This window comes from Hahella sp. NBU794, assembly GCF_050749805.1.
Classification (GTDB): Bacteria; Pseudomonadota; Gammaproteobacteria; order Pseudomonadales; family Oleiphilaceae; genus Hahella.
Genome location: NZ_CP192738.1, coordinates 5,784,414 through 5,806,851, shown reverse-complemented (window position 1 = coordinate 5,806,851; position 22,438 = coordinate 5,784,414). Strand labels below are relative to the sequence as shown.

Genomic DNA, 22,438 nt, shown 5'->3' with positions numbered 1-22,438 from the left:
TACATCGAATTCCCCCGGCCTGTCTCCGTACTGACGCAGACATCGCCGACATTTCATTTTTCCAAAAGAATAGAATAAAAATTCCATAATGACAATAGATGGAAAATACTTTCTTTTTTACGAGGAGAATGGGCCGTAAGCCCTGGCGCAAGCGGCGCAAAACTTAAGTAAGGCGATCTCCCACAGCATCGTGGAGATGAACTTTTGTCGGTGAAGTAGGTGGAACAGGGAGGATTTCTAACGCTCTGTGGAATAAATATTCCAATAGGGCGAGGCCTTGAGCCCAACCGAGCCCAAGGCGCTATGCCGGGGAAGAGCGGCGTCAGGCGTAGAAAGCGGGACGAGTAGGCATTTCAATGGTTTCAATGCGTCCACTGTCCTGAGCCTTGATGCAGGCGTCTGCGGCGATGGCGGCGGCGAATCCATCCCAGGCGGAAGGGCCGCTGAGCGCGCCGTTCTGAATATCCTTGATAAAGGCTTGCAGCTCGCTGTCGTAGGCGTCGATAAAGCGCTGTTTCCAGTCTGTCAGCACCCGGGCGTAATGCATGGCGTCTTTACGCATCAGCAGGCTCTGCGGCTCTGGCAGATTGGCGATGCCTTCTTCACCGACCACCGCGCATTGAATGTCATAGCCATAACGGCAATTTACGAAAATCTCCACATCAATGCGCACGCCTTTGCGAGTCTCCAGCAGCACGATCTGGGGATCGGCCACTTTGCTGTGAGCGTGCCGGGTTTTGCGGGGAAACACGACCTGCGCGCTGACGTAGTCGTCATCCAGCAGCCAGCGCAGCACATCCAGTTCATGAATGAGGGTGTCATGTATCGCCATGGGCGTAACGTAAGATTCCGGGACGGAGGGATTACGATGAGCGCAGTGAACCATCAAAGGCGCGCCGATTTCGCCAGCGTCGATGGCCTGTTTCAACTGTCGATAGCCGCTGTCATAGGGACGCATAAAGCCAACCTGAACCAGCCGTTTGCCGGCGTTGATTTCTGCGTCCACGATATGACGGCATCCGTCTGCGGTGGTGGCCAGCGGCTTTTCGCAGAAGACGTATTTTCCTGCGGCGATCGCTGCGAGCACGAACTCCTCATGAGTGGGTCCCCAGGAGGTGACGAGAACCGCGTCGACAGACTCGGCGTGAATCAACTCATGGCCGTCGCGATATACCTGCGCCTTTAACTGGAGCCCGTCTATAAGGGCGTGGGCCTGCTCAGGATTGACGTCGGTGACGGCGACGACTTGCGCGCCGCTTAATGTATTTGTGATGCGGCGGGCGTGATCCGTTCCTATTGCGCCGGCGCCGATAATTCCGATTCTAAGAGACATGATTGCATTATCCTCTTTGTAGCTTTGTAGCAGCCGTTAATGCCAGTATTTATCGACATAGCGTTGGATCTCCTCCCGCATGAAGCCTGAGGACGACTCCGCCCGTTCTTCCCACGCGAAGACGCAGCTCGACAGCACGCCGTCGAAGTCGATTTCACGCAGGGTCTGGAAGAAAACGTCCCAGTCGATTTCGCCCTGGCCGATATCCAGATGCTGATGCACGCGGGCTGTGGAGCCGGGCGGATTGACGATATATCGCAATTGCGATGAGGCTTTATGGTTGAAGGTGTCGGCGACCCGGACATGCGTCAACACACCTTTGGTCGCCCGGATCGACTGCGCCAGATCGTCCCCGTAATAGAAAGAGTGCGGAGCGATGTAGGAGCATCTCACGGCTTTGGAGTTAATCGTCCTGATGATGTCCACGGCTGGATCGATCTGTTCCACCCAGTCTTCAGGGTGGGGCTCGATGCTTAAGGTCAAGCCTTCTCGTTCCAGCAGTGGAACCAGCGTGTCCATGGCGCGCCAGAAAGCGTTCTCGCAGGCTTCCGGCGTGTGCAGGCCGCTGTGATCGGCGGCGGAGCGTTCGAGAGAGCCGCCGCGGCCGAATTCGGAAATGAGCAGATCGCAGTCCATCTCCACCGCTATCTGAATGGTTCGCTTCCAGTTGTCTATAGCGACTTCCCATTCATCCGGATAAGGACTGGACCAGCGGTACATGGGCTGCAAGGAGGCCAGCGCGACGCGGTGGTCGCGCATGGCCTTTTTGAATGATTGCGCTCGCTCCGGGTAAACCCGGGGGCGCGTCCACCATTGCAGGAAATCCGCCCGCGGTGATAGCTCGATATAGTCGTATCCCAACTCCCGGGTCAGACGACATATGGCAGGCAGCGATAAATGACGATGCATGTAAGGATCAAGGGCTATTTTCATCAGGACGCCTCTTGTATTCGGTGATGTGAAAATCCTGTCGGAAGCGTTATTGAGCGAGCGCCTGCCGTATGTACGCCATGCTTTCTTTCACTGCGTTGAGCGGGTCTGCAAGACTCCACACCGTTTCGGAAAAGGGTTCGAAGGAGATGGGACCGCGATAGCCGGCGACCAGCATTTGTTGAAGCTGCTCGATGTTGCCCAGCCTGTCTTTGGGGCCGACCAGTACGCGGTCGCCGTCCAGCATGTCGGTGAAACTGAGAGCCGGATCTTCAACGCCGGATATGTGGATCAGTCCGGTGCGTTGGGGATACAGGCGCTGCTCGCCCGCGCCGCGATGATGGAAAGTGTCATGGAGCAGCTGAAAGCAATCCGCCCCATCTATGGCGTCAATGGCCGCCAATGCTTCCTGCTTAAAACGCAGAGAGGAAACGGGGAAGCCAAGCGGCTCGACGTAACCCTGAAGCCCATGCGGCTCCAGGATTTCCTTTAACGCTTGCAGCGCTCGGCGAAGTTCTTTGTCTTTGCTGGCGCCGGGGTCCACCTGGGTTCCATCATTTAAGGGACACAATACCAGCGCTTTGGCCCCGCAGGCGGCGGCCAGGTGCGCCAGCTCCTTCGCCTGTGCGACGCGTTCGTCATTCCAGATATTGAAAGGGTAGAGGGCGTTGACGCTAAGAATCTCGATGCCCATTGCCGCGGCTTTGGCGTTAACGGCTTTAGCCTGTTCAAGGTTGGTGAGGCTGTTGTCGCCTATGTCGTTGCGCAGCTCAACGGCGTCGACACATAGGGACGCGGCGGCGTCCAGCAATGCAAGCGGCGTGAGGGACGGGCATACCATGTGATTCAACGCGAAACGAAGCAAATCGGGAGAGAGATGGGACATAGTCGGTTTACCTTGTTGTTGTTATCTGTGTGCGTCGGGGACGTCACTATTGTCGTTACTGTGGTCCTTAACCTGCGCGTGACCCTGGAGGTCGGCGGCGTTCAGGACTTGTGCGAAAAAATTAAATCGTCCCTCGTCTGGGCGTCAATCAATCCCATCACTGAGACGTCAAATCACCTCAAAAAACATCATTTCCGAGAGAAAGGCAGGGCGAATCCTGAGGTGATTACATCAATGGGAGAGTGTTGCAGGTTGTGAACGCTCGGCGGCAGGCCGTTTTAGAGGAAAGTCAGTCCATATGAAACTGCGATGAAATAAATATTCCGTTTATAGCGAGGCGTCGCCGCGGCCTTTATACGGCGGGGGCTGAGGGAAAACGCTCAGGGGTGCGGAAAAAGGGTTGACAAATTGGGGCGGCAGGTGCAAATTGGAATATATGTTCCATCGTATAAATATCTGGAATAAAAATCTCGATATCAAGGAGTCGGAACTGCACTGAGGCGAAACGGCGGCGGTTGGATCTGCGGCCTATGCGGACGCACAGAAATTGACCACAATACGCGTTGCGCCGATGTGATTCAAACCGGAACCAACAATAAAAAAGTGAGTGCAACGGGTACTCGAAATCAAAGAGGATAATTATAAGATGAAAAAGTTAGCCTTGAGTGTCTTGGCGTCAGCCATGTTTGCCGGCTCCGTTGCGGCCGCTGATCTTAAAATTGGCGTATCCATGGCCGTATTCGATGATAACTTCCTGACCGCTTTGCGTAACGGCATTGAAACCGCCGCTAAGGATAAAAGCGTAGATGTGCAGATTGAGGACGGTAAGAACGAAGTCGGCACGCAACTCAATCAGATTCAGAACTTTATTGCGTCGGGCGTGGACGCCATCATCGTCAACCCTGTCGATACCGACGCCACCGTGTCCATGAGCAGTGACGCGGAAGCCGCCGGCATTCCCCTCATTTATGTCAACCGTCAACCTATCAACGTTAACCAGCTTCCGGACAATCAGGCGTTTGTCGCTTCCAACGAGGAAGTGTCCGGCACCCTGCAGGCGGAAGAAGTGTGTCGTCTGTTGGGAGGCAAAGGCAACGTGGTGGTCATGATGGGCGAACTCTCCAATCAGGCGGCTATTCAGCGTACCAAGGACGTGCATGACGTCATCAAGCGTAAAGAATGCTCCGGTATGAAAATCGTCGCGGAGCAGACCGCGGAATGGTCGCGTCTGAAAGGCAACGACCTGATGACCAACTGGCTGTCCGCAGGCCTGGAGTTTGACGCCGTCATCTCCAATAACGACGAAATGGCCATCGGCGCCCTGCAGGCTTTGAAAGCGGCGGGTCGCAAGATGGATTCCGTTGTCGTCGCAGGCATTGACGCCACCCCTGATGCGCTGGCTGCGATGAAATCCGGCGACCTGGATGTGACCGTATTCCAGAGCGCCAAAGGTCAGGGCGCGGGTGCGGTAGACACCGCCGTTCGTCTCGCCAAAGGTGAAAATGTAGATCAGAAAGTTTGGGTGCCCTTTGAGCTGGTAACGCCGGCCAACCTGGATAAGTACCTGAGCAAGTAAGTCGATTTTCCACCTTAGGCAATGCGGAGGGATTGCGTTATGAGTAGCGCATCAGTAGTGGAGGCGGTGTCTGTGAACAGCGCAATTCCCCAAAATCGCAATTACGAATACGTGCTCGAAGTGGCCAATGTCCGTAAGGAGTTTCCAGGTGTGGTGGCTCTGGACAACGTCTCCCTCAGGATTCGCCCCGGGACGGTGCATGCGTTGATGGGGGAGAACGGCGCGGGCAAGTCGACGTTGATGAAAATCATCGCCGGTATTTATCAGCCCGATAAAGGACAGGTATTGCTGCGGGGCGAACCGGTGCGGCTGGAAAAGCCGTTGGACGCTCAGGAAGCCGGCATCGCCATGATTCATCAGGAGTTGTTGCTGATGAATCCCATGACCGTGGCGGAAAACATTTGGATTCGCCGCGAACCCAAAGGCCGCTTTGGCCTGATCAATCACGACGAGATGCGGCGGCGGACTCAGGACCTGTTCGACCGTCTCAATATCAGCCTTGATCCGGATGCGGAAATCAGCGAGCTGTCGGTCGCCAACCGGCAGATGGTGGAGATTGCCAAAGCGGTGTCTTTCAATTCCGACGTGCTGATCATGGACGAACCGACGTCGGCGATCACCGAGACCGAAGTCGCCCATCTTTTTGAGATTATTCGCGACCTGCGCGCCAAGGGCATCGGCATTGTCTACATCACCCACAAAATGAATGAGCTGTTCGAAATCGCCGATGAGTTTTCGGTGTTTCGCGACGGCCAGTACATCGGCACGCATCTGTCCTCCAACGTCACTCGCGACGACATCATTCGCATGATGGTGGGACGGGAAGTGTCGCAGATGTTCCCGAAAGAAGAGGTGGCGTTGGGCGATGTGGTGCTGTCCGTGAAGAACCTGAGCCGCGAAGGCGTATTCCGTAACGTGTCTTTCGACGTGCGCGCGGGGGAGATAGTCGGGTTTGCAGGGCTGGTCGGCTCCGGCCGTTCCAACGTCGCCGAAGCCTTATTTGGCGTCGCCCCCGCTGACGGCGGGGCGATTCAGATCAACGGCGAGTTCGTGCAGATCAAGTCGCCCAACGAAGCAATTCAACATGGCATGGCGTTTCTCACGGAAGACCGTAAGGAGACGGGCTGCTTTCTTCCCTTGACCATCCAGGAAAACATCCAGTCGGCGGTGCTGCATCAGAAGTTCGTCAACAAGGGATTCGTGGCGGAAGCGGAGCTGGCGAAAGAAGCGGTGGAAATCTGCAACAAGTTGCGGGTGAAAACGCCGGGGATGGATGAAGTGATCGAGAACCTGTCGGGGGGCAATCAGCAGAAAGTGCTGATCGGCCGCTGGCTGCTGACCCATCCGAAAATTCTGATTCTGGATGAGCCTACACGAGGCATCGACGTCGGCGCCAAAGCCGAGATACACAGCCTGATCACCCAACTGGCTCACAAAGGCGTGGCGGTGGTGATGATCTCCTCCGAACTGCCGGAAATACTCGGCATGAGCGATCGGGTCGTGGTTATGCATGAAGGGCGCGTCACCGGCATTCTGGACCGGGCGGAAGCGGATCAAGTGAAGATTATGGATCTGGCGGCGCAGTAAACCGCTGGTGACTAATATTGAGAGAGGTTGAAATGGCAACGACAACAACGAGTGGTCCCATGACGACGGATAACGGACGCCTGACTCCCACGTCAAAGAAGCGCATGCCGCCCGAGCTGAGCATCCTGATGGTGCTGTTCGGCATTGCGGCATTGTTCGAGGTGCTGGGCTGGTTCATCGTCGGGCAGAGCTTCCTGGCCAATATGAGCCGTCTGCAGATTATTATTCTTCAGGTGTCGGTGATCGGCATCATCGCCGTCGGCGTCACTCAGGTCATTATCACCGGCGGCATTGATTTGTCCTCCGGCTCAGTGGTGGCGATGACCGCTATGATCGCCGCGACCTTCGCCCAGGACAGCAACTGGCCCAAGATCATTTACCCTGCGTTGGTGGACCTGCCCTTTGTCGTGCCGCTGGTGGTGGGATTGGCCATTGGCGCCCTGGCCGGCTTCATCAACGGCTGGTTGATCACGAAAACCAAGATTCCTCCTTTCATCGCCACCCTGGGCATGATGGTTTCCGCTCGCGGCATCGCCCGCTGGTTCACGGACGGCAGCCCTGTTTCCGGTTTCACGGAGAGCTTCACCATGCTCGGCAGCGGCCTGGGACGCTGGGCGCCGGTAGTGGTGTTTCTGCTTGTCGCGGCGTTCTTCCATGTCGTCATGCGTTACACCCGCTTCGGCAAGTTCACCTATGCAATCGGCGCCAACCCACAGGCGGCGCGGGTATCCGGCATCAATATCGACGCCCATCTGATCAAGGTCTACATGATCGCAGGTCTGCTGGCGGGACTGGCGGCGATGGTGGCGATCGCCCGCATCAAAACTGCGCAGGCGGGCATGGGGTTGATGTACGAATTGGACGCTATCGCGGCGGCGGTAATCGGCGGGGTGTCGTTGTCCGGCGGACGCGGACGCATCACCGGGACGGTTATCGGCGCCTTGATACTGGGCGTCATGTTGTCCGGCTTCACTTTCCTGAGAGTGGACGCCTATTATCAGGACATCATCAAAGGCGCCATTATCGTGTGCGCGGTGGTGGTGGATCAGCACCGGCAGAACAAACGCAAGAAGACCAGCTGACCCGTCGCAACGATTAGGATACGGCCATGAAAAAGCCCGACGCGAAAAGCGTGCGGGCTTTTTCTTTTGACTCTGCTTTTGATTCTGGCGGCGCTAAATGTTTTCCAGAATATGAAGTTCCGGGGCCAGCAAGACCGGCGCAAAGCGTTGTTCGCCTTTGGCGTTGAAAGCGCGCACGAACAAGGCCAGGGTTTCAGCGGCCAGGCGTTCCACCGGCGTGGCGATCACCATGTCCACCAGTCCTTCGTTAAGGGCCTCTCGGGTGCTGGGCGTCAACTCATTGCAGACCACCACCAAATCGCGGTCAGGAGCTTCGCTGCGCAGTGCGGAGATCATCCCCGCCATACCGCCGCCGGCGCTGTAAAGCGCCACCAGATCAGGATGCGACGCCAGCAGGTTAGCGGTGGCCTCGGCGGCGAGGCGGTCGTCGTCGAGATTGAGGATTGGATCAAGCAGACGGAAATTGCGGCCCAGCTCGCGAAAGTAACTGATAAAACTGATCTCGGATATTTCCTGATTCAGGTAGCGATGGCTGCCCAGCAGTATCCCAACCTCTCCCTCTTTCTTCGCCAATCGTGAAATCGCCCAGGCGGCGCTGCGTCCCGCTTTGCGGCTATCCAGGCCGAGATGCCCGGCGCAGGACTGAGAGGAGAGTTGCGACAGCAGGGTGATGACGGGCTTGCCCTGGGCGGCCAGTTGCTCGATGACCAGGTTGATCGAGTGATGGTCTAACGCCACCAGCGCCACTGCGTCAGATGCTTCCGCTACCTGCTGCAGCTGCCCCGCGATATAGGCGGGGGCGACTTCGTCCATGAAAATCAAATGGGACTGGATCTGATAATCCCGCTGCCGTGCGGCGGCGTTGACTAGCGCCCTTCCCAGCGCCTGATAAAAGGCTTCGGCGCTGCGTTGCAGCAGCAGTGTGATGGTCTTGCGGGGTTTGGATTCCTGAAAGCGTTTTTTCAGTAATCCGGAGGCGTGATAGCCAATATCCTCCGCCGCCAGCAGCACTCGTTGCGCTGTCGCTTCTCGCACTTTGGAGCGGTTATTCAGCACCCGGTCCACGGTGGCTGGACTGACTCCCGCGGCTTGGGCGAGATCGGTGATAGTTGGGCGTTTGGACATGGCGCCGCGCCGCCTCAATCCGCCTTCAGCGCCACATAACGTCCGGTGAAGCGCACTGCTGTTTCGCCGTCCGCAAGAATCTCCGCCACCAGCTCCCGACGGGCTTTGCCCCGTTGCTGGTAAACGCTGACGAACTCATCCACCTGCTGCGGCTCAGCAAAAGCGCAGCGCACGGCTAAACGCTCTGATCGCAGCGGCTTGAGAAACTGAATCTGGCTGTCCTGAATCACGATATCGCCCTTGAGGTCATGAGACTTCAGGGTCAGAGTCAGCAGACCCCAACCGGACAAGACGCACATGGAATACAGACTGCCGCCGAACGCCGTCGCCTTATCGTTAATGTTGTTCTCCAGCGGCACCGACAGCGCCAGCGCCTGTCCGTCATACTGATCGACGCGTAACGCCATCGCACGGGTAAGGGGAATCTCATCATCAAAAATACGTTGCAATTGCGCAGCTAAAGACGCGTCACTCATAGCTTTTCCTTGGCGTAGTTGGATGTAGGCTAGGGGGTATTATAATCAGAGCGGGCGCGCAGGGACTTATCCATTCGTCGGTGTCTGGCGGTATTGGTTTTGTGGCGCTGCGCCCTTACAACCCTTCTTCCCGCACTTCCTCGCTGACTAAACGATATTGTCCCTCTCGGGATTCGCGCAGGTACTGCTCGATTTTGCCCTCTGCGTGCAGTTGTTGCAGGCCGGCGTTGAAGCGTTTGAGGCGTTCGACGCTTTCCGGTTTTTCCATGGAGAACAGGAGATGCATGGTGGTGAGCGGCTTTAGCGGGTGAGGGTGGTGCGTCACGCGGTTGGCCTGTTCCGCGGGGAACAGGTCGCGAAGTTCGGCGTAGCCTGCTTCGACGTCCGAGGGAAAGATGTCGAGGCGCCCCGCCAGCAGTTTGCGCCAGTTCAGTTCGTCGGAGTGCACCCATTCAATCTCAAACAGCCCATCCTTTGAGGCGCTCACGAAGTCTTCGCCGTAGTTATAGCTGTTGGTGCCGCCGACTTTCAGGCTGCGCAGGTCGCTGAGTTCACGCCATTCAAACGATGTGGTTTTGAGGTGGAAAAACACATATCCATATCTGCCGATGGAGTCGCTGTAGTAATGATGGGCTTCCCGTTCCGGTTTGTGGCTCCAGGGAAAAGAGGCGTCCGCCAGCCCTTCTTCCGACATCAGCAGCGTGCGCTTCCAGGGAAAGAACTGAAACACGACTTTATCCCCCGCCGCTTCGAAGGCTTCTTTGACGATGCGCGCAGTGACGCCATAGTGCTTTAACTGCGGCGACACATAGGGAGGCCAGTCGCCGGTGGCCACGGTCAGGGTTTCCGAGGCGACCGGGGCGGCGATCAGAAACAGACTGTATAAAGCGGCGAGAGCAGTGAAGCGTGGGCGACCGGTCGTGAAGGGCGAGGACATGGGATGCACCTGCGACGTTAAAGCTGTCTTAGTAATTATAGGCGCTTCGGGCGGGATTACATTTCTTAACGGAAGGATGTAGGACGTTACCCGGTTTCGTGATGCAGAGACCGTTTCCCGCCCCCGCGTTAGCTATAGTCATCATGGAGCTATTTGTCTGCCTGGTTAATACTGTTGCAAGCGCAAAGGAATCGCCATGAAAACCTTAATATCTCTCCTTCTCGCGGCGACGCTGTTCCTGACGTCCGCCGTCTACGCGGCGCTGACGCCCATCAACGGCAAAATGGAAACCCCGCAAACCCTGAATGGTTTCATACACCTCCCTGCTGATTACGACCCTCTGCGCGAGGAGGGTTATCCTCTGCTGATTTCCTTGCATGGACTGGGCGAATGCGGCGACGCCACCGTGAATAACGGTGATGGAACTTATTCCCTGAACATGCAAATCCTCAACAAGGTGTCGGGCGCCGGCGTTCCCAGGATGATTCGGGATGGCCTGTGGGAAGCGTCATCTCCGTTGATTGTGCTGGCGCCGCAGTTGCCGGCGGGCGGATCGGGAATATGCGGCATGCATAAAAGCCGCTATGAACAAATCTATAACCACGCGGTGGCCAATTACAACGTGGACCTGAATCGCGTCTACGTCACCGGTTATAGCCAGGGCGGCAACGGAACCTACAACGTGCTGCGGGATCGGCCGGACACCCTCGCCGCAGCCGCCCCCATCGCCGCCTGGTATCCACAGGAGTTCGACTGTGAGGCTATTCATCACATCGCAGTCTGGGCGTTTCATGGCGATGAAGACGCGGTTATCGGACACAACTCCGGTAAAAACGCCGTGGATAAAAAGCTGAACGGCTGCGGCGATCCGGATTACCCGCCGATGTTTCCCGCCAAGCTGACCAGCTTCGCAGGCGTTGGGCACAACTCCTGGGATGGCGCCTATGGTCTGAAGCTGAATCACACGTTCAAAAACAGCGATGGCCAGGTTGTGGATAGCAAAAATTACTATCTGGAATTAGCCTACGACCACAATGATCCCAATGTCGACGCCGCCGGCGCTTATGGCGGCGACGGTTATTACTATCACTACAACGAATTTGGCCGCCATGTTCTGTTTCACTGGTTGTTGAGCTTCGCCAAGGACGCTGGTACGCCTCCTGATCCAGACCCCCAACCGGGAGAGGGAGATGGCCTGTATCTGCGTCTGCACGGAGACGATGTGCAGTGGGATCAATTTCGGCTGTTTGAAAGCGCCCTGTGGAGCGGAGAGTTCGACTTGCCCGCCATGGGGCTGGATAAACTGTCGTTGTCCTTCAAGACGCTGAACGGCGCCGCGCCGTCGCAATGGTATGTGCAGTTATGGGATACGCAGGTGAGGAAAGACCTGGGCGTATCGTTGAACGACTACCTCAGCGTCGGCCCGGATTGGAGTACGGTGGAAATTCCGCTTGCTGATTTCACTGCTCAGGGCGTCGATTTGCGACATGTGCAATGCGTGCGTGTGTTCTTTGGCGCTTCGGCGCAGTTGGACCTGGGGCTGGACGAAGTGAAGTTCACTGGCGCTGGGGAGGCGTTGGTATTTTTCGGCGCGCAGCATCAATCCTCTGCTTATCGCGCCAATGGCGCGCTCTCAGTGGAGCTGGTCTCCGGCGACGATAGCGATGGCTGATGCGTATTGACGTCGATAACGGGGCGGCGGATACGCAGAAAAGCGGGAAGACAAAGCAGTAACAACAAAAAAGAAGAGGACCGGGATGGCTCCGGTCCTCTGAACGCGCTTGCACGCGGGGGTGGTTAGGGAATATCAGGCTGCGGCGACGGTGTCGGCGCGTAGCTGTTTGGCGGCGTTCACCATGTTCTGCAATGCCGGGCGTACTTCTTCCCAGTTGCGGGTCTTCAGGCCGCAATCCGGATTCACCCACAGTCGGTGTGCGGGAATGCGCTCGGCGGCTTTACGCATCAACTGGACGATGTGCGTTTCGCTCGGAATGTTTGGCGAATGGATGTCATACACGCCCGGGCCGATTTCATTCGGGTATTTAAAGTTATCGAAGGCGTCCAGCAGCTCCATGTCGGAACGGGAGGTTTCGATAGTGATGACGTCCGCGTCCATCCCGGCGATGGCCTCGATAATGTCGTTAAACTCGGAGTAGCACATGTGGGTGTGAATCTGAGTTTCATCACCGACGCCGTTGGCGGCGATGCGGAATGAGCTGACCGCCCATTGCAGGTATTCCCGCCACTGCGCGCGTCTTAACGGCAAGCCTTCCCGTAACGCCGCTTCATCGATCTGGATGACGCGAACGCCGGCGCGCTCCAGGTCCTGCACTTCGGCGCGAATGGCCAGCGCCAGTTGATAACAGGTTAGGGCGCGAGGCTGATCGTCCCGTACGAAAGACCAGTTCAGAATGGTCACCGGACCGGTCAACATGCCTTTCATCGGGCGGTCGGTGAGTGATTGCGCATACTTGATCCATTCCACGGTCATCGCCTGCGGGCGGCTGATATCGCCAAAAATAATGGGCGGTTTGACGCAGCGGGAGCCGTAGGACTGCACCCAGCCGAACTGACTGAACACATAGCCGTCCAACTGCTCGCCGAAATACTCCACCATGTCGTTGCGTTCCGCTTCGCCGTGCACCAGCACGTCCAGACCCAGGCTTTCCTGCTCTCTTACGCAACGCTCGATTTCCTGCTGCATCAGCGCGCGGTATTCGTTGTCCTGCAGCTCGCCCTGACGATAACGGCGGCGCGCATTACGAATGTCCGCAGTTTGTGGAAACGACCCGATAGTGGTGGTCGGGAACGCAGGCAACTGCAATCTTTGCGCCTGTCTGGCTGCCCGGGTTTGATAGTCGCTGCGACGATCGCCCATGTCGGCGGTGATCGCCTCCACGGCCTCTTTCACGGCTGGATTATGCACGCGAGAAGACCCTTTGCGGCTGTCCACGCAAGACTGATTTTCCTGCAATGCCTCTGCGACCGTGTTGCGGCCCTCGCTCAATGCTGTCGCAAGAATCTTCACTTCATCCAGCTTTTGCAGGGCGAACGCCAGCCAGGATTTGATCTCCGCATCCATCTTCTCTTCGCTGTCCAGATCCACAGGGGAGTGCAGCAGAGAGCAGGACGGCGCCAGCCACAAACGGGATTGCAGTTTGTCGTAAACCGGTTGCAGCCAGTCCAGGGTTTGATTGAGGTCGGTCTTCCAGATATTACGTCCGTTCACTACGCCCAGAGACAGCACTTTATGGCTCGGCAGCCAGTCGATCAGTTTACCGATCTCCGCACGTCCATTGATGGCGTCCACATGCAGCCCACCCACAGGCAGTTCGCAGGCCAGTTGCAGGTTGTCCTGCAGTTGTCCGAAATAGGTCGCCAACAGCAGTTTGGCTTTACTGGACTTGAGCGTGTGATAGGCGAGGTTGAGCGCGTATCGCCAGCTGGCGTCCAGCTCAGTGACCAAAATGGGCTCGTCGATCTGCACCCACTCCACGCCCTGGCTAGCCAACACGTCCAGTAGCGCAGCGTAGACCGGCAACAGACGCTCCAGCAGGTCGAGTTTATTGGAGCCGTCTTTGCTCTTGCCCAGCCACAGATAGGTCACAGGGCCAATGATGACGGGCTTGATCTTGGCGCTGGTTTGCTTCGCCTCCGCAATTTCCGCCAGCAAACGGGACGGATTGAGCGAAAATGCGGTGTCTGCGGTGAACTCCGGCACGATGTAGTGATAGTTGGTGTCGAACCACTTGGTCATCTCTCCGGCATGCACGCAATGGCAATCGCTGTCCTGCGCCGAACGGCCGCGGGCGACCCGGAAGTAGTTGTCCAGCTCGTCGCCTTGCAGACGGCTGACCCGCTCGGGAATGACGCCGAGGGTGAAGCTCATATCCAAGACTTGATCGTAGAAGGAAAAGTCGCCTACCGGAACCAGGTCCAGTTGGGACTGATTACGCCAATGGCGCTGCCTCAGCTCCGCGCCTACTTTCAGCAGCTCTTCCTGGGGAATGCGTCCTTTCCAATAATCTTCCTGAGCGAATTTCAATTCCCGTTTTGCGCCAATGCGGGGGAACCCCAGGTTGTGAGTGGTAATCATGTCATGCCTCCTATGTCGATGACTTCATCATAGAGACTCAGAATTATGAAAAATAATGTTAAGATTTCATCTATCTATTAAATAAATTCATGAGTTGCTGACATGCTGGAACGTAATCATCTCGCCATCCTGCGGGAAGTGGACCGTTTAGGTTCGCTGACCGCCGCTGCGGAAAGCCTGTGTCTGACGCAATCCGCTCTCAGTCATGCGGTAAAGAAACTGGAGCAGCAATTAGGCGCCGCGGTCTGGACCAAGGAAGGCCGCAATCTGCGCTTTACCCAGGCTGGAGAGTACCTGTTGGCGTTGGCCAAACGACTGCTGCCGCAGTTCGAACACGCCGAACTGGTGATGAGTCAGTTCTCTCAGGGGCAGCGCGGCGCATTGCGCATCGGTATGGAGTGCCATCCCTGTTATCAGTGGCTGCTGAAAGTGGTGGCGCCGTACCTGCAGCGCTGGCCGGATGTAGATGTGGACGTCAAACAGAAGTTTCAGTTTGGCGGCATCGGGGCGTTGATTGGGTATGAAATCGACGTGCTGGTGACGCCGGACCCGATGCGCAAGGATGGATTGTCCTTTCAGCCGGTGTTCGATTACGAGCAGGTGCTGGTGGTGAGCAATAATCACCCGCTGGCGCAAACTGCCTTCGTCGAACCTGCCCACCTGTTGCAGGAGACCCTGATTTCTTATCCCGTGGATATCGATCGCCTGGATATCTACAACCAGTTCCTGTTGCCCGCCAACTGCAACCCCAGGCAACACAAGACGATTGAGACGACGGACATCATGCTGCAAATGGTGGCGGCGGGGCGTGGCGTGGCGGCTTTGCCGAAGTGGCTGGTGGCGGAGTATGCGCAGAAGATACCGGTGCGTCCGGTGCGACTGGGGCCGCAGGGCATCGCTAAACAGATTTTTCTGGGCGTGCGTGAAGAGGACGCCGGCACGGACTATTTGGCCTCCTTCGTCGCCATGGCGCGGGATGCGGAGTGGAAGGGCTAGCAGTCGTCTGTTTAAACGCTCTGTTGGAGCGTTCAGGTTTCCTCGCGCCCAAAGGGTCGCCGGGTAGGGAAGCTGGAGGTTTCTTTCTGCTCGGCGCCGGTATCCGCGCTGTTGCGCTGAATATAGCGGCTGTATCGTTGCGCCAGCGGCGCGGCGGTGACGCCATGCAGCAATACGCTGAGCAGGATGGTCAGCACGGCGACGCTGAAGAGCTGATCTTTCCCAGGCGCATGATCCTCCTGCATGACCAGCAGCACATAGAGCAGGGAGGCCAGCCCCCGTGGCCCGAACCAGCCCAGAAACAGCTTGCTGGTGAACTGCAGCTGGGTGCCAGTCAGGCTGATTATCACCGGGATGATGCGAATGACCGTCAGACTCAATAGCGCATAGAAGAAGTGCGTCCAGGTGAGATCCGGCAGGGCGTGTGGAATCATGATGGCGCCGAACAACAGAAAGTTGATCAGGCTTAATAACTGCCCTTCGGTTTCCGCAAAGCGATGCAGAGGGGCGCAGAAAACGTGAGTACGCGTGCCTACCGCCGCGCCCGCGCAGAAGGCGGCGATAAAGCCATTGCCGCCGCACAGTTCCGCCAAGCCGTATGACGCCATGGCGATGGCCAGCAGTCCCAGACGCTGATAGGTCGGGCTCACCCAGCGTCGTTGCACGCCGACGTCCAGCGCGCGTCCCGCCGCCAGACCCACGGCGACGCCATAGATCGGGCCTAGCAACAGTTGCATCGACGCCAGTTCCAGCCAGTGACTGGCGCTGTGGTTTTCGCCAATCAGCCAGGACAGACCGATGATCAGCAAAGGCAGCGCCATGCCGTCATTGAGTCCGCTTTCCACATTGAACGCCTGACGGATGCGCACCGGTACGCGTTCGTTATTGATGACCGCCTGTCCCAGCGCCGCGTCCGTCGGCGCCAGGATCACCGCCAGGGTGAAAGCGCCCGCCCAACCCAGCTCAGGAAACATGGGATAGGCGATCAACGCGCCGACGCCGATACACAACGGCAGCCCCAAACCGAGCAGACGTAGCGGAATATTGTGGCCTTCCCTGAGCTGACGCAGATTGATGCGCGACGCATCGGTAAACAACACCCACACTAGGGTGACCTCCGCCAACCAGTGCGCCAGACTCCATTCAGGATCGGCGGCGAGCAGACCCAGACCGCGATCGCTGAGCAGCAATCCGGCCAGCGTAAAAAACAAGGGGGCAGTCATGGGTCCCTGCTGGGACCAACGGGAAATAAGCGCGAAGGCGATCACCGCAGCGCCGAACAGCAGGAGCGTCAATTCAAAGTTCATGGATGATTTGTCATATCCGCCAGAGCGGAGCAAAGATGAAAGTTTGCGGATTCATGTCTTTTATTTTGTACCGACGTCAGCGACTTAGCGCAACCCAACGCACCAGTCCCGTCCCCTATTCGCTTAATTCATGCAACAAAGTTGTGCGGATATGGCCATTTTTCTGCGCTTATCTGGAAATTATAGTGCTCCCATCAATTATTCATATGAGGAGTCACTGATCATGTTTCGCAAACTACTTTTAGCCGCATCCGTCGCTGTTTCATTCACTGCCGCCGTTGAAGCGAAAGAACCGCTGCAATTGAAGGTCTACAACGCTGACGACAACAGTTTCAACGTCACTTCCACCGTCATCAGCGGAGAAACTGAAGCGGTTGTGGTGGACGCTGGATTCACCCGCGCCGACGCCTATCGCATCGCCGCCAATGTGCTGGACTCCGGTAAAACGCTGAAAACCATCTTGGTCAGCAACGCTGATCCGGACTATTACTTTGGCGTGGAAGTGCTGAAGGAAATCTTTCCGCAAGCCGACGTCGTGGCGCCGCCTGCGGTGCTGGAGCACATCAAGGCCAAACTGCCGTTCAAAGTGGAGTTCTGGGGCCCGAAAATGGGCGCTAACGCACCGCGCCATCCGGTTGTCCCGGCGGCGTTGAAAGGTAACTTCATCACTGTGGACGGAGAGAAACTGGAAGTGCGCGGCATGCAGGGCGAGCTGGCGCACCGCCCCTACGTGTGGGTGCCTTCTTTGCAGGCGATTGTCGGTAACGTTGCTGTGCTGGCGGACATGCATGTGTGGATGGCGGATACGCAGAAGCAAAGCGAACGCGACGCCTGGGTTGCGCAACTGGACGAAATGAAAGCGCTGCACCCGGCTATCGTGGTGCCCGGACACATGCTGCCGGATTCCGATATGGACGTGAGCGCCATCGATTTCACCCGCACTTACCTGAAGCGCTTTGAAGAAGAAGCCAAGGACGCTAAAAACGCAGACGCCCTGATGCAGGCGATGGAGCAGGCTTATCCGAAGCTGGAAACCGGCATTGCTCTGGAAATCAGCGCGAAAGTAGAGAAAGGGGAGATGAAGTGGTAGAACTCGACTACTTTTACGATCCGATCTGCGGGTGGTGCTACGCCGCCGCGCCGCTGATCAGCAAGGCGCGGGAAATGATGCCGGTGAATCTCCGCGCCGGCGGACTGATGATCGGAGCCAACCGGCAGCCGGTGAATGAGTCGCTGCGCCGTTATGTTATGCCGCATGACCAACGGATTCAGGCGCTGACAGGTCAGCCTTTTGGAGACGCCTACTTCAATGGCCTGCTGCGGGATCAGGATGCCGTATTTGATTCCGAGCCGCCGATCCGCGCGGTGCTGGCGGCGGAAAGCCTGGGCGGCGATGCACTGGCGATGCTGCACCGACTGCAGCGGGCGCATTATGTCGAAGGTGAGCGCATCGCCGACCTGGCGACCTTGACCCGACTGGCGCAAAGCATCGGTCTGGATGGCGAACGCTTCACTGCGCAGATGTCCGTCAACGCCAGCTCCGCCGCCGCCCATATTCAGGCGACGCGACGGGAGATGACGCGCCTGAGCCTGCGCGGCTATCCCTCACTGGCGCTGATTATCGACGGCTCAGTGGTTCCGGTCGCCGTAGGTCCCCATCTCGGCAAACCGGACGCCTTCGCCGCTCATCTGGAAGTGTTGATTGGAAGCAAGGCGCAGAAAGACGACTCGGACGATGCGCCCTTCTGTACGCCTGACGGCTGTTCCTGAGACATTCATCTATCCGGGCAAGGACGCCCGTTGCAACCATAACCCGACGTTTCGGTTCTTATGCTGAATAGCGCGTAACCGCTCTCAAGGGAGACGGGAAACGATGGTTGGTATTGGTCTTATAAGGAAATTACTGTGATGAAGAAGTTAATAGCGGCGGGTTTGTTGAGCTGTCCGGCCCTGGGGTTTGCAATGGAAATCAGTGCGCCGATAGTGGGCAATGCAACCTTTTCCGATAACGACGTCGATGGACGTTTTGAATCCATTTATTCCACCAGTTATCTCTATGCGCACTGGCGCAACGTTAACTATCTGAATCAACGCTATACGCGACGCGCAGTCATCGAGATAGATCTGAGCGCGTTTCCAGACGATCGTCAACTGGAGCATGCATGGCTTGAGTTTTATCTGACTGGATACAGCAATCAGCCGGATGTGGCGTTTTGGGGATACAGTGGCGACGGCGTGCTGGACTTATCTGATGCGGAAAGAGGGGAGGCGCTGCTTGCGACTCAGGCCATTGATAACTTGGGTAGCTGGCGGGTGGACTTGAGCCGCTACGCGCGCCAGTTGAAGGCTGAAGGGAAACGCTACCTTGGTTTGAATATTCGTTCTGTCAGTGAAGGCAAAAGAGATAACACCTACAACGATCGAATTATTTTTCCGGGATACCAGAGCAACGGCAATGTAGTCAAAGGCGTTCGCTTCTTTATGAACGATGAACCCGGCGCGCCCTACACTCCCGACAATGTATTGTTCCAGCGCCATTTTGATTGGGGAATGCCTTCCCAGGACGAGGGTTTTCAGTTCCGAAGCAGCAACCAGGGCGGGCGTATGAGCGTCGTCAATGGCCGTTTGCGGATGGATCAGACTAACTATTTCTCCACGCCAACGGCGAATGAAATGGACTGGTCGGTGGACCTCAGTAACGCCTCGCAAGTCACCCTGAGCTTTTATCAGTCCGAAACCACCGATGACGCCGCGATGCTTCCCGAGAGCTTTGCCGGCTCAGTGGAGGGAGATGGCGTCAGCATCAGCAACAATGGCGTGGATTGGTATCCGGTCGTCAATGCAGACCGGCTCGACCTTGGCGCCGTGGGCGGAAGGATTGACGTTGATCTGGACGGCGAGATCGAGCGTATTCGCGCCACGCTGGATTCGACCTTTGAATACGGACCCGGCTTCAAAATACGCTTCCAGCAATTTGGCGTCGGCAAGTTTGGCTACGACGGCAGAGACTGGGGAGATTTGTTATTGACGGGCATGCATGCCGGCGAGGCGACGGACCTGGAAGCGGCGTTCGCCGCTCCGGTGGAAACGGTAGTCAACGCCGACACCGAGGTTAAATTCAATATCACTAATCTGGGCTCTTATAAGGCGGTGGGCGCACACGCGAAACTGACTTTACCGGTAAGCGCCCGCACCCTGTCCACGCCTGCCGGATGCGAACGCGCAGGCGGCCTGATCACTTGTTTCGCTGGAGAACTCGAACCGGGCGCGGAGAAAGAATTCGTATTGTCTTTCAGGCCCAGCCAGGCAGGGCGCTTGCCCATGTCGCTCACTGTGGGCGCGGCGACAAACGACCCTATTGAGCAGAATAACGTTTCGGACCATGATATTCCTGTCCTGGCTGGACCTGCTCTCGTACCGGCGGATGTTCAGTTGAATCCAAACTAAGCCCGCTTTTCAGGATAAACAGGCTGATGGCGGCCTGTTTATATCTCAACTCGCTGACTTAACCGTTTTTAAACCCACCTAGTTTCATGTTGCTTACGCGGCGCCGCTATAGGCGGGGTAGTCCGTATATCCTGCTGCATCGCCGCCAAACAAAGTAGAGGGATCGGTGATGGCGTTCAGCTCCAGGTTGTGCTGCAGGCGGTAGGGCAGGTCTGGATTCGCCAGGAACATGCGTCCGAAGGCGACATAGTCAGCGTGGCCCGCCTTGAGGATTGCGTTGGCTTTGTCGGCGTTGTAATTGCCCGCCACGATCACCGCGCCGCTGAAGACTTCCCGTAGTTGGCGGCGGAAACTGTCCGGCACGGGCGGGGCGTCGTCCCAGTCCGCTTCCGCCAGATGGATGTACGCCATGCCCAGTTCGTCGAAGGTTTTCGCCGCCGTCAGGATGGCCGCAGGCGCTTCCGGATCGTCCATGCCTCTTTGAGTGATGAACGGCGATAAACGGATGCCGACCCGATGCGAGCCGATGGCGTCGCACACAGTACGCGCCACCTCCTGCACGAAACGGATACGCTTGTCGAGGCTGCCGCCATAGTCATCGTCGCGCTGGTTGGCGGTGGCGCGCAGGAACTGGTCGATCAAGTAACCATTGGCGCCGTGAATCTCCACGCCGTCGAATCCCGCCTCCATGGCGTTAAGCGCCGCCTGACGGTAGTCCCGAATAATCGCCTGGATGTCCGCCTGAGTGAGGGCGCGGGGAGTGGGGCAATCCAGCATCTGACCCACTCCGTCCTCGCCTACGATCCAGACTTTGGCGTCAGGGGCGATGGCGGAAGGCGCAACCGGCATGCCGTCTTCATGCAATGAGGCGTGCGACATTCTGCCGACATGCCAGAGCTGGCAAAAAATCCGTCCGCCGGCGGCGTGGACCGCATCGGTAACTATGCGCCAGCCTGCGATCTGTGCGTTGGTGTAGATCCCCGGCGTGAAGGAGTAGCCTTTGCCCTGTGCGGAAATCTGCGTGGCTTCGCTGACGATCAATCCGGCTTGCGCCCGCTGGGCGTAATAGATCGCCATGAGATCGCGAGGCGCGTCTTCAGGTTGAGCCGTGCGGGCGCGGGTCATCGGCGCCATGACAATGCGGTTGGCGATGTCCAGTGCGCCAATAACGCCCGGGTTAAACAGTAATGGATAATGCATGGGAATACTCCGCTCAAGAGGGATAAGGGGTTTTGTCTTCGGCGAACAACAGCTCCAGCTTCAGTCCCTCTGGACCTTCCACAAAAACCTGATGTTCCCGTGAAGCAGGCACGGTGCGCTCGCTATACGTCGCGCCGTGATGCCGTAAACGGGTTAAGAGTTGCTCGTAATCGGCGCCCGCCAGCGCCACATGATCAACGGCGCCGCGTCCTTCCATCGTGTTATCGCCAAGATAGGCGGCCTGCTCTTCGTCCGACGCATCCGCGCCGACCAAATGAACGATGGGACGGTCGTCGCTGTACAGCCAGGCGCCGGGAAAGCGGAAGCCGGGACGGTCGCCGTTCCTGAGCCCGATAACCTCGACGAGAAACGTCGTCATGGCCGTCAGGTCTTTGCTGCGAATCAGAACATGATTGATATACATGGGAGTCACTCTGTTGACGGAGCTGATGTAATGCAGCCTAATGCTTATAGAAAAAGTTGATAATCGCCGCGTATATGTAATCTGTTTTCGTAAAAGCTGAATAATATGAGCAAGATTGACGACATTGAGCTGTTTGTCAGAGTGGTGCGCGCAGGCGGACTGGCGGCGGCGGGGCGGGAAGTGGGCCTGTCGCCGGCGAGTATGACGGCGCGCATGAATGCGCTGGAGGCTCGTTATCAGACCCGGCTATTGCAGCGCAGCACCCGCAGCATCGCATTGACCGAGGCGGGCGCGCGTTTTTACGAGGCGGGTCAGCGGGTTGTGACGGAAATGGCGCAGGCGGAAGCGGCTCTGCTGGAGAAAGAAGGGGAGCTGCGCGGCTCACTGCGCGTCACCGCCGCCTCAGATTTTGGCCGGCAATATGTGGCCCCGGCGCTGGCGCAGTTTGTCAGCCTGCATCCCCAGGTGCGACCCGTTTTGCATTTGCATGACGGGGTGGTGAATCTGATTGAAGAAGGTTTTGATCTCGCCATTCGTTACGGCAACCTGCCGGACAGCAATCTCATTGTGCGCCCTCTGGTGGCTGACAATCGTCGCGTGCTTTGCGCGTCGCCTGCGTATGTGGCGTCATTTGGCCAGCCGCAATCGCCGGAAGATCTGCTGGGGCATCGTTGTCTGGTGATGACGCGCTTTGGGGAAATGTTGGCGGAGTGGCGTTTTCAATCCGACTCAGACTGGCGAACGCTGACCGTGGAGGCGTTTCTGGCGAGCAACGATGGCGCGCAGATCCGTCAATGGGCGTTGGCGGGGCTGGGTATCGCGCTGAAATCCTGGTGCGATGTGAGCCGGGATATAACAGAAGGACGTCTGCTCCAACTGTTGCCGGATCAGATCGTCGGCTTGCATGGCGCAGACACGGGCGCAGTGGGGCTGCAGATGATCTACCCAAGCCGCAAATACACGCCAGCCTGCGTAAAGGCGTTTATGGATTATCTGGGCGAGTTCGTAAACAGCGAAGCCGGCCTGTGAGGCCGGC

The 22,438-nt window shown here is 57.4% G+C and carries 19 protein-coding genes; 9 read left to right on the top strand and 10 right to left on the bottom strand.

Annotation, left to right across the window (positions count from 1 at the left end; all coding sequences use genetic code 11):
- Positions 1–322: 322 nt before the first annotated feature.
- Genes ACQYWX_RS25295 through ACQYWX_RS25285 form a run of 3 tightly spaced genes read right to left on the bottom strand, consistent with a single transcriptional unit; the run spans position 323 to position 3,149 of the window.
- Positions 323–1,333 carry a Gfo/Idh/MocA family oxidoreductase gene (locus ACQYWX_RS25295; RefSeq protein ID WP_431686786.1) on the bottom strand — a complete coding sequence of 337 codons (1,011 nt, stop codon included), beginning with the start codon at positions 1,331–1,333 and terminating at the stop codon, positions 323–325.
- Between the two features lie 36 nt (positions 1,334–1,369).
- Positions 1,370–2,266 (bottom strand): sugar phosphate isomerase/epimerase family protein, encoded by an 897-nt coding sequence (locus ACQYWX_RS25290; protein ID WP_431686785.1) that lies wholly within the window; start codon positions 2,264–2,266, stop codon positions 1,370–1,372.
- 46 nt (positions 2,267–2,312) lie between these two features.
- Positions 2,313–3,149: a TIM barrel protein gene (locus tag ACQYWX_RS25285; protein WP_431686784.1), complete on the bottom strand. Its 837-nt coding sequence runs from the start codon at positions 3,147–3,149 to the stop codon at positions 2,313–2,315.
- A 646-nt stretch (positions 3,150–3,795) separates the two neighbouring features.
- On the opposite strand from ACQYWX_RS25285, the gene ACQYWX_RS25280 reads away from it, so the two are divergent.
- From ACQYWX_RS25280 to ACQYWX_RS25270, 3 genes are read left to right on the top strand one after another with little or no spacing between them, the layout of a single operon-like run.
- Complete coding sequence (locus tag ACQYWX_RS25280) at positions 3,796–4,725, top strand: sugar ABC transporter substrate-binding protein (protein ID WP_127973318.1); 930 nt, start codon at positions 3,796–3,798, stop codon at positions 4,723–4,725.
- 39 nt (positions 4,726–4,764) lie between these two features.
- Positions 4,765–6,312, top strand: coding sequence for a sugar ABC transporter ATP-binding protein (locus ACQYWX_RS25275; protein ID WP_431686783.1), 1,548 nt, complete (start codon positions 4,765–4,767; stop codon positions 6,310–6,312).
- Between the two features lie 59 nt (positions 6,313–6,371).
- Positions 6,372–7,394, top strand: a complete 1,023-nt coding sequence (locus tag ACQYWX_RS25270) for an ABC transporter permease (protein WP_431686782.1) — start codon at positions 6,372–6,374, stop codon at positions 7,392–7,394.
- A 93-nt stretch (positions 7,395–7,487) separates the two neighbouring features.
- Here ACQYWX_RS25270 and ACQYWX_RS25265 read toward each other — a convergent pair whose 3' ends face one another.
- From ACQYWX_RS25265 to ACQYWX_RS25255, 3 genes are all read right to left on the bottom strand, one after another.
- Positions 7,488–8,519: a LacI family DNA-binding transcriptional regulator gene (locus ACQYWX_RS25265; protein ID WP_431686781.1), complete on the bottom strand. Its 1,032-nt coding sequence runs from the start codon at positions 8,517–8,519 to the stop codon at positions 7,488–7,490.
- 14 nt (positions 8,520–8,533) lie between these two features.
- Positions 8,534–8,995: a thioesterase domain-containing protein gene (locus ACQYWX_RS25260; protein WP_431686780.1), complete on the bottom strand. Its 462-nt coding sequence runs from the start codon at positions 8,993–8,995 to the stop codon at positions 8,534–8,536.
- Positions 8,996–9,110: 115 nt separating this feature from the next.
- Positions 9,111–9,932: a substrate-binding periplasmic protein gene (locus ACQYWX_RS25255; RefSeq protein ID WP_431686779.1), complete on the bottom strand. Its 822-nt coding sequence runs from the start codon at positions 9,930–9,932 to the stop codon at positions 9,111–9,113.
- 196 nt (positions 9,933–10,128) lie between these two features.
- Here ACQYWX_RS25255 and ACQYWX_RS25250 point away from each other — a divergent pair, with 196 nt between their 5' ends.
- A complete protein-coding gene (locus ACQYWX_RS25250; protein ID WP_431686778.1) occupies positions 10,129–11,604 on the top strand; it encodes a hypothetical protein in 1,476 nt (491 codons plus the stop codon).
- Between the two features lie 135 nt (positions 11,605–11,739).
- Here ACQYWX_RS25250 and metE read toward each other — a convergent pair whose 3' ends face one another.
- Entirely contained in the window at positions 11,740–14,028 is a 2,289-nt protein-coding gene (gene metE, locus ACQYWX_RS25245) for a 5-methyltetrahydropteroyltriglutamate--homocysteine S-methyltransferase (RefSeq protein WP_216737862.1), read from the bottom strand.
- A 102-nt stretch (positions 14,029–14,130) separates the two neighbouring features.
- Here metE and ACQYWX_RS25240 point away from each other — a divergent pair, with 102 nt between their 5' ends.
- Positions 14,131–15,024, top strand: a complete 894-nt coding sequence (locus ACQYWX_RS25240) for a LysR substrate-binding domain-containing protein (RefSeq protein WP_216737861.1) — start codon at positions 14,131–14,133, stop codon at positions 15,022–15,024.
- A gap of 32 nt (positions 15,025–15,056) precedes the next feature.
- Here ACQYWX_RS25240 and ACQYWX_RS25235 read toward each other — a convergent pair whose 3' ends face one another.
- Positions 15,057–16,331, bottom strand: coding sequence for a cation:proton antiporter (locus ACQYWX_RS25235; protein WP_216737860.1), 1,275 nt, complete (start codon positions 16,329–16,331; stop codon positions 15,057–15,059).
- Between the two features lie 223 nt (positions 16,332–16,554).
- Between ACQYWX_RS25235 and ACQYWX_RS25230 the strand changes: the two genes are divergently transcribed.
- The 3 genes from ACQYWX_RS25230 to ACQYWX_RS25220 all read left to right on the top strand — a co-directional run bounded on the left by ACQYWX_RS25230 (position 16,555) and on the right by ACQYWX_RS25220 (position 19,778).
- Positions 16,555–17,421 carry an MBL fold metallo-hydrolase gene (locus ACQYWX_RS25230; RefSeq protein WP_431686777.1) on the top strand — a complete coding sequence of 289 codons (867 nt, stop codon included), beginning with the start codon at positions 16,555–16,557 and terminating at the stop codon, positions 17,419–17,421.
- Complete coding sequence (locus ACQYWX_RS25225; RefSeq protein ID WP_216737858.1) at positions 17,415–18,101, top strand: DsbA family protein; 687 nt, start codon at positions 17,415–17,417, stop codon at positions 18,099–18,101. Before ACQYWX_RS25230 ends, ACQYWX_RS25225 begins: the two co-directional genes overlap by 7 nt.
- A gap of 138 nt (positions 18,102–18,239) precedes the next feature.
- Complete coding sequence (locus ACQYWX_RS25220) at positions 18,240–19,778, top strand: hypothetical protein (protein ID WP_431686776.1); 1,539 nt, start codon at positions 18,240–18,242, stop codon at positions 19,776–19,778.
- A 93-nt stretch (positions 19,779–19,871) separates the two neighbouring features.
- Here the strand turns inward: ACQYWX_RS25220 and ACQYWX_RS25215 are convergent, their stop codons facing one another.
- Entirely contained in the window at positions 19,872–20,978 is a 1,107-nt protein-coding gene (locus tag ACQYWX_RS25215) for an alkene reductase (RefSeq protein ID WP_431686775.1), read from the bottom strand.
- 13 nt (positions 20,979–20,991) lie between these two features.
- Positions 20,992–21,402, bottom strand: coding sequence for a VOC family protein (locus ACQYWX_RS25210; protein WP_431686774.1), 411 nt, complete (start codon positions 21,400–21,402; stop codon positions 20,992–20,994).
- A 105-nt stretch (positions 21,403–21,507) separates the two neighbouring features.
- Here ACQYWX_RS25210 and ACQYWX_RS25205 point away from each other — a divergent pair, with 105 nt between their 5' ends.
- Positions 21,508–22,431, top strand: a complete 924-nt coding sequence (locus ACQYWX_RS25205) for a LysR family transcriptional regulator (protein ID WP_431686773.1) — start codon at positions 21,508–21,510, stop codon at positions 22,429–22,431.
- Positions 22,432–22,438: the final 7 nt, after the last annotated feature.

What these genes read in the sequence shown, in the direction of transcription:
- ACQYWX_RS25295 (WP_431686786.1), bottom strand. Translation starts at nt 1,333, where the DNA reads ATGTCTCTTAGAATCGGAATTATCGGCGCCGGCGCAATAGGAACGGAT.
- ACQYWX_RS25290 (WP_431686785.1), bottom strand. Translation starts at nt 2,266, where the DNA reads ATGAAAATAGCCCTTGATCCTTACATGCATCGTCATTTATCGCTGCCT.
- ACQYWX_RS25285 (WP_431686784.1), bottom strand. Translation starts at nt 3,149, where the DNA reads ATGTCCCATCTCTCTCCCGATTTGCTTCGTTTCGCGTTGAATCACATG.
- ACQYWX_RS25280 (WP_127973318.1), top strand. Translation starts at nt 3,796, where the DNA reads ATGAAAAAGTTAGCCTTGAGTGTCTTGGCGTCAGCCATGTTTGCCGGC.
- ACQYWX_RS25275 (WP_431686783.1), top strand. Translation starts at nt 4,765, where the DNA reads ATGAGTAGCGCATCAGTAGTGGAGGCGGTGTCTGTGAACAGCGCAATT.
- ACQYWX_RS25270 (WP_431686782.1), top strand. Translation starts at nt 6,372, where the DNA reads ATGACGACGGATAACGGACGCCTGACTCCCACGTCAAAGAAGCGCATG.
- ACQYWX_RS25265 (WP_431686781.1), bottom strand. Translation starts at nt 8,519, where the DNA reads ATGTCCAAACGCCCAACTATCACCGATCTCGCCCAAGCCGCGGGAGTC.
- ACQYWX_RS25260 (WP_431686780.1), bottom strand. Translation starts at nt 8,995, where the DNA reads ATGAGTGACGCGTCTTTAGCTGCGCAATTGCAACGTATTTTTGATGAT.
- ACQYWX_RS25255 (WP_431686779.1), bottom strand. Translation starts at nt 9,932, where the DNA reads ATGTCCTCGCCCTTCACGACCGGTCGCCCACGCTTCACTGCTCTCGCC.
- ACQYWX_RS25250 (WP_431686778.1), top strand. Translation starts at nt 10,129, where the DNA reads ATGAAAACCTTAATATCTCTCCTTCTCGCGGCGACGCTGTTCCTGACG.
- metE (WP_216737862.1), bottom strand. Translation starts at nt 14,028, where the DNA reads ATGATTACCACTCACAACCTGGGGTTCCCCCGCATTGGCGCAAAACGG.
- ACQYWX_RS25240 (WP_216737861.1), top strand. Translation starts at nt 14,131, where the DNA reads ATGCTGGAACGTAATCATCTCGCCATCCTGCGGGAAGTGGACCGTTTA.
- ACQYWX_RS25235 (WP_216737860.1), bottom strand. Translation starts at nt 16,331, where the DNA reads ATGAACTTTGAATTGACGCTCCTGCTGTTCGGCGCTGCGGTGATCGCC.
- ACQYWX_RS25230 (WP_431686777.1), top strand. Translation starts at nt 16,555, where the DNA reads ATGTTTCGCAAACTACTTTTAGCCGCATCCGTCGCTGTTTCATTCACT.
- ACQYWX_RS25220 (WP_431686776.1), top strand. Translation starts at nt 18,240, where the DNA reads ATGAAGAAGTTAATAGCGGCGGGTTTGTTGAGCTGTCCGGCCCTGGGG.
- ACQYWX_RS25215 (WP_431686775.1), bottom strand. Translation starts at nt 20,978, where the DNA reads ATGCATTATCCATTACTGTTTAACCCGGGCGTTATTGGCGCACTGGAC.
- ACQYWX_RS25210 (WP_431686774.1), bottom strand. Translation starts at nt 21,402, where the DNA reads ATGTATATCAATCATGTTCTGATTCGCAGCAAAGACCTGACGGCCATG.
- ACQYWX_RS25205 (WP_431686773.1), top strand. Translation starts at nt 21,508, where the DNA reads ATGAGCAAGATTGACGACATTGAGCTGTTTGTCAGAGTGGTGCGCGCA.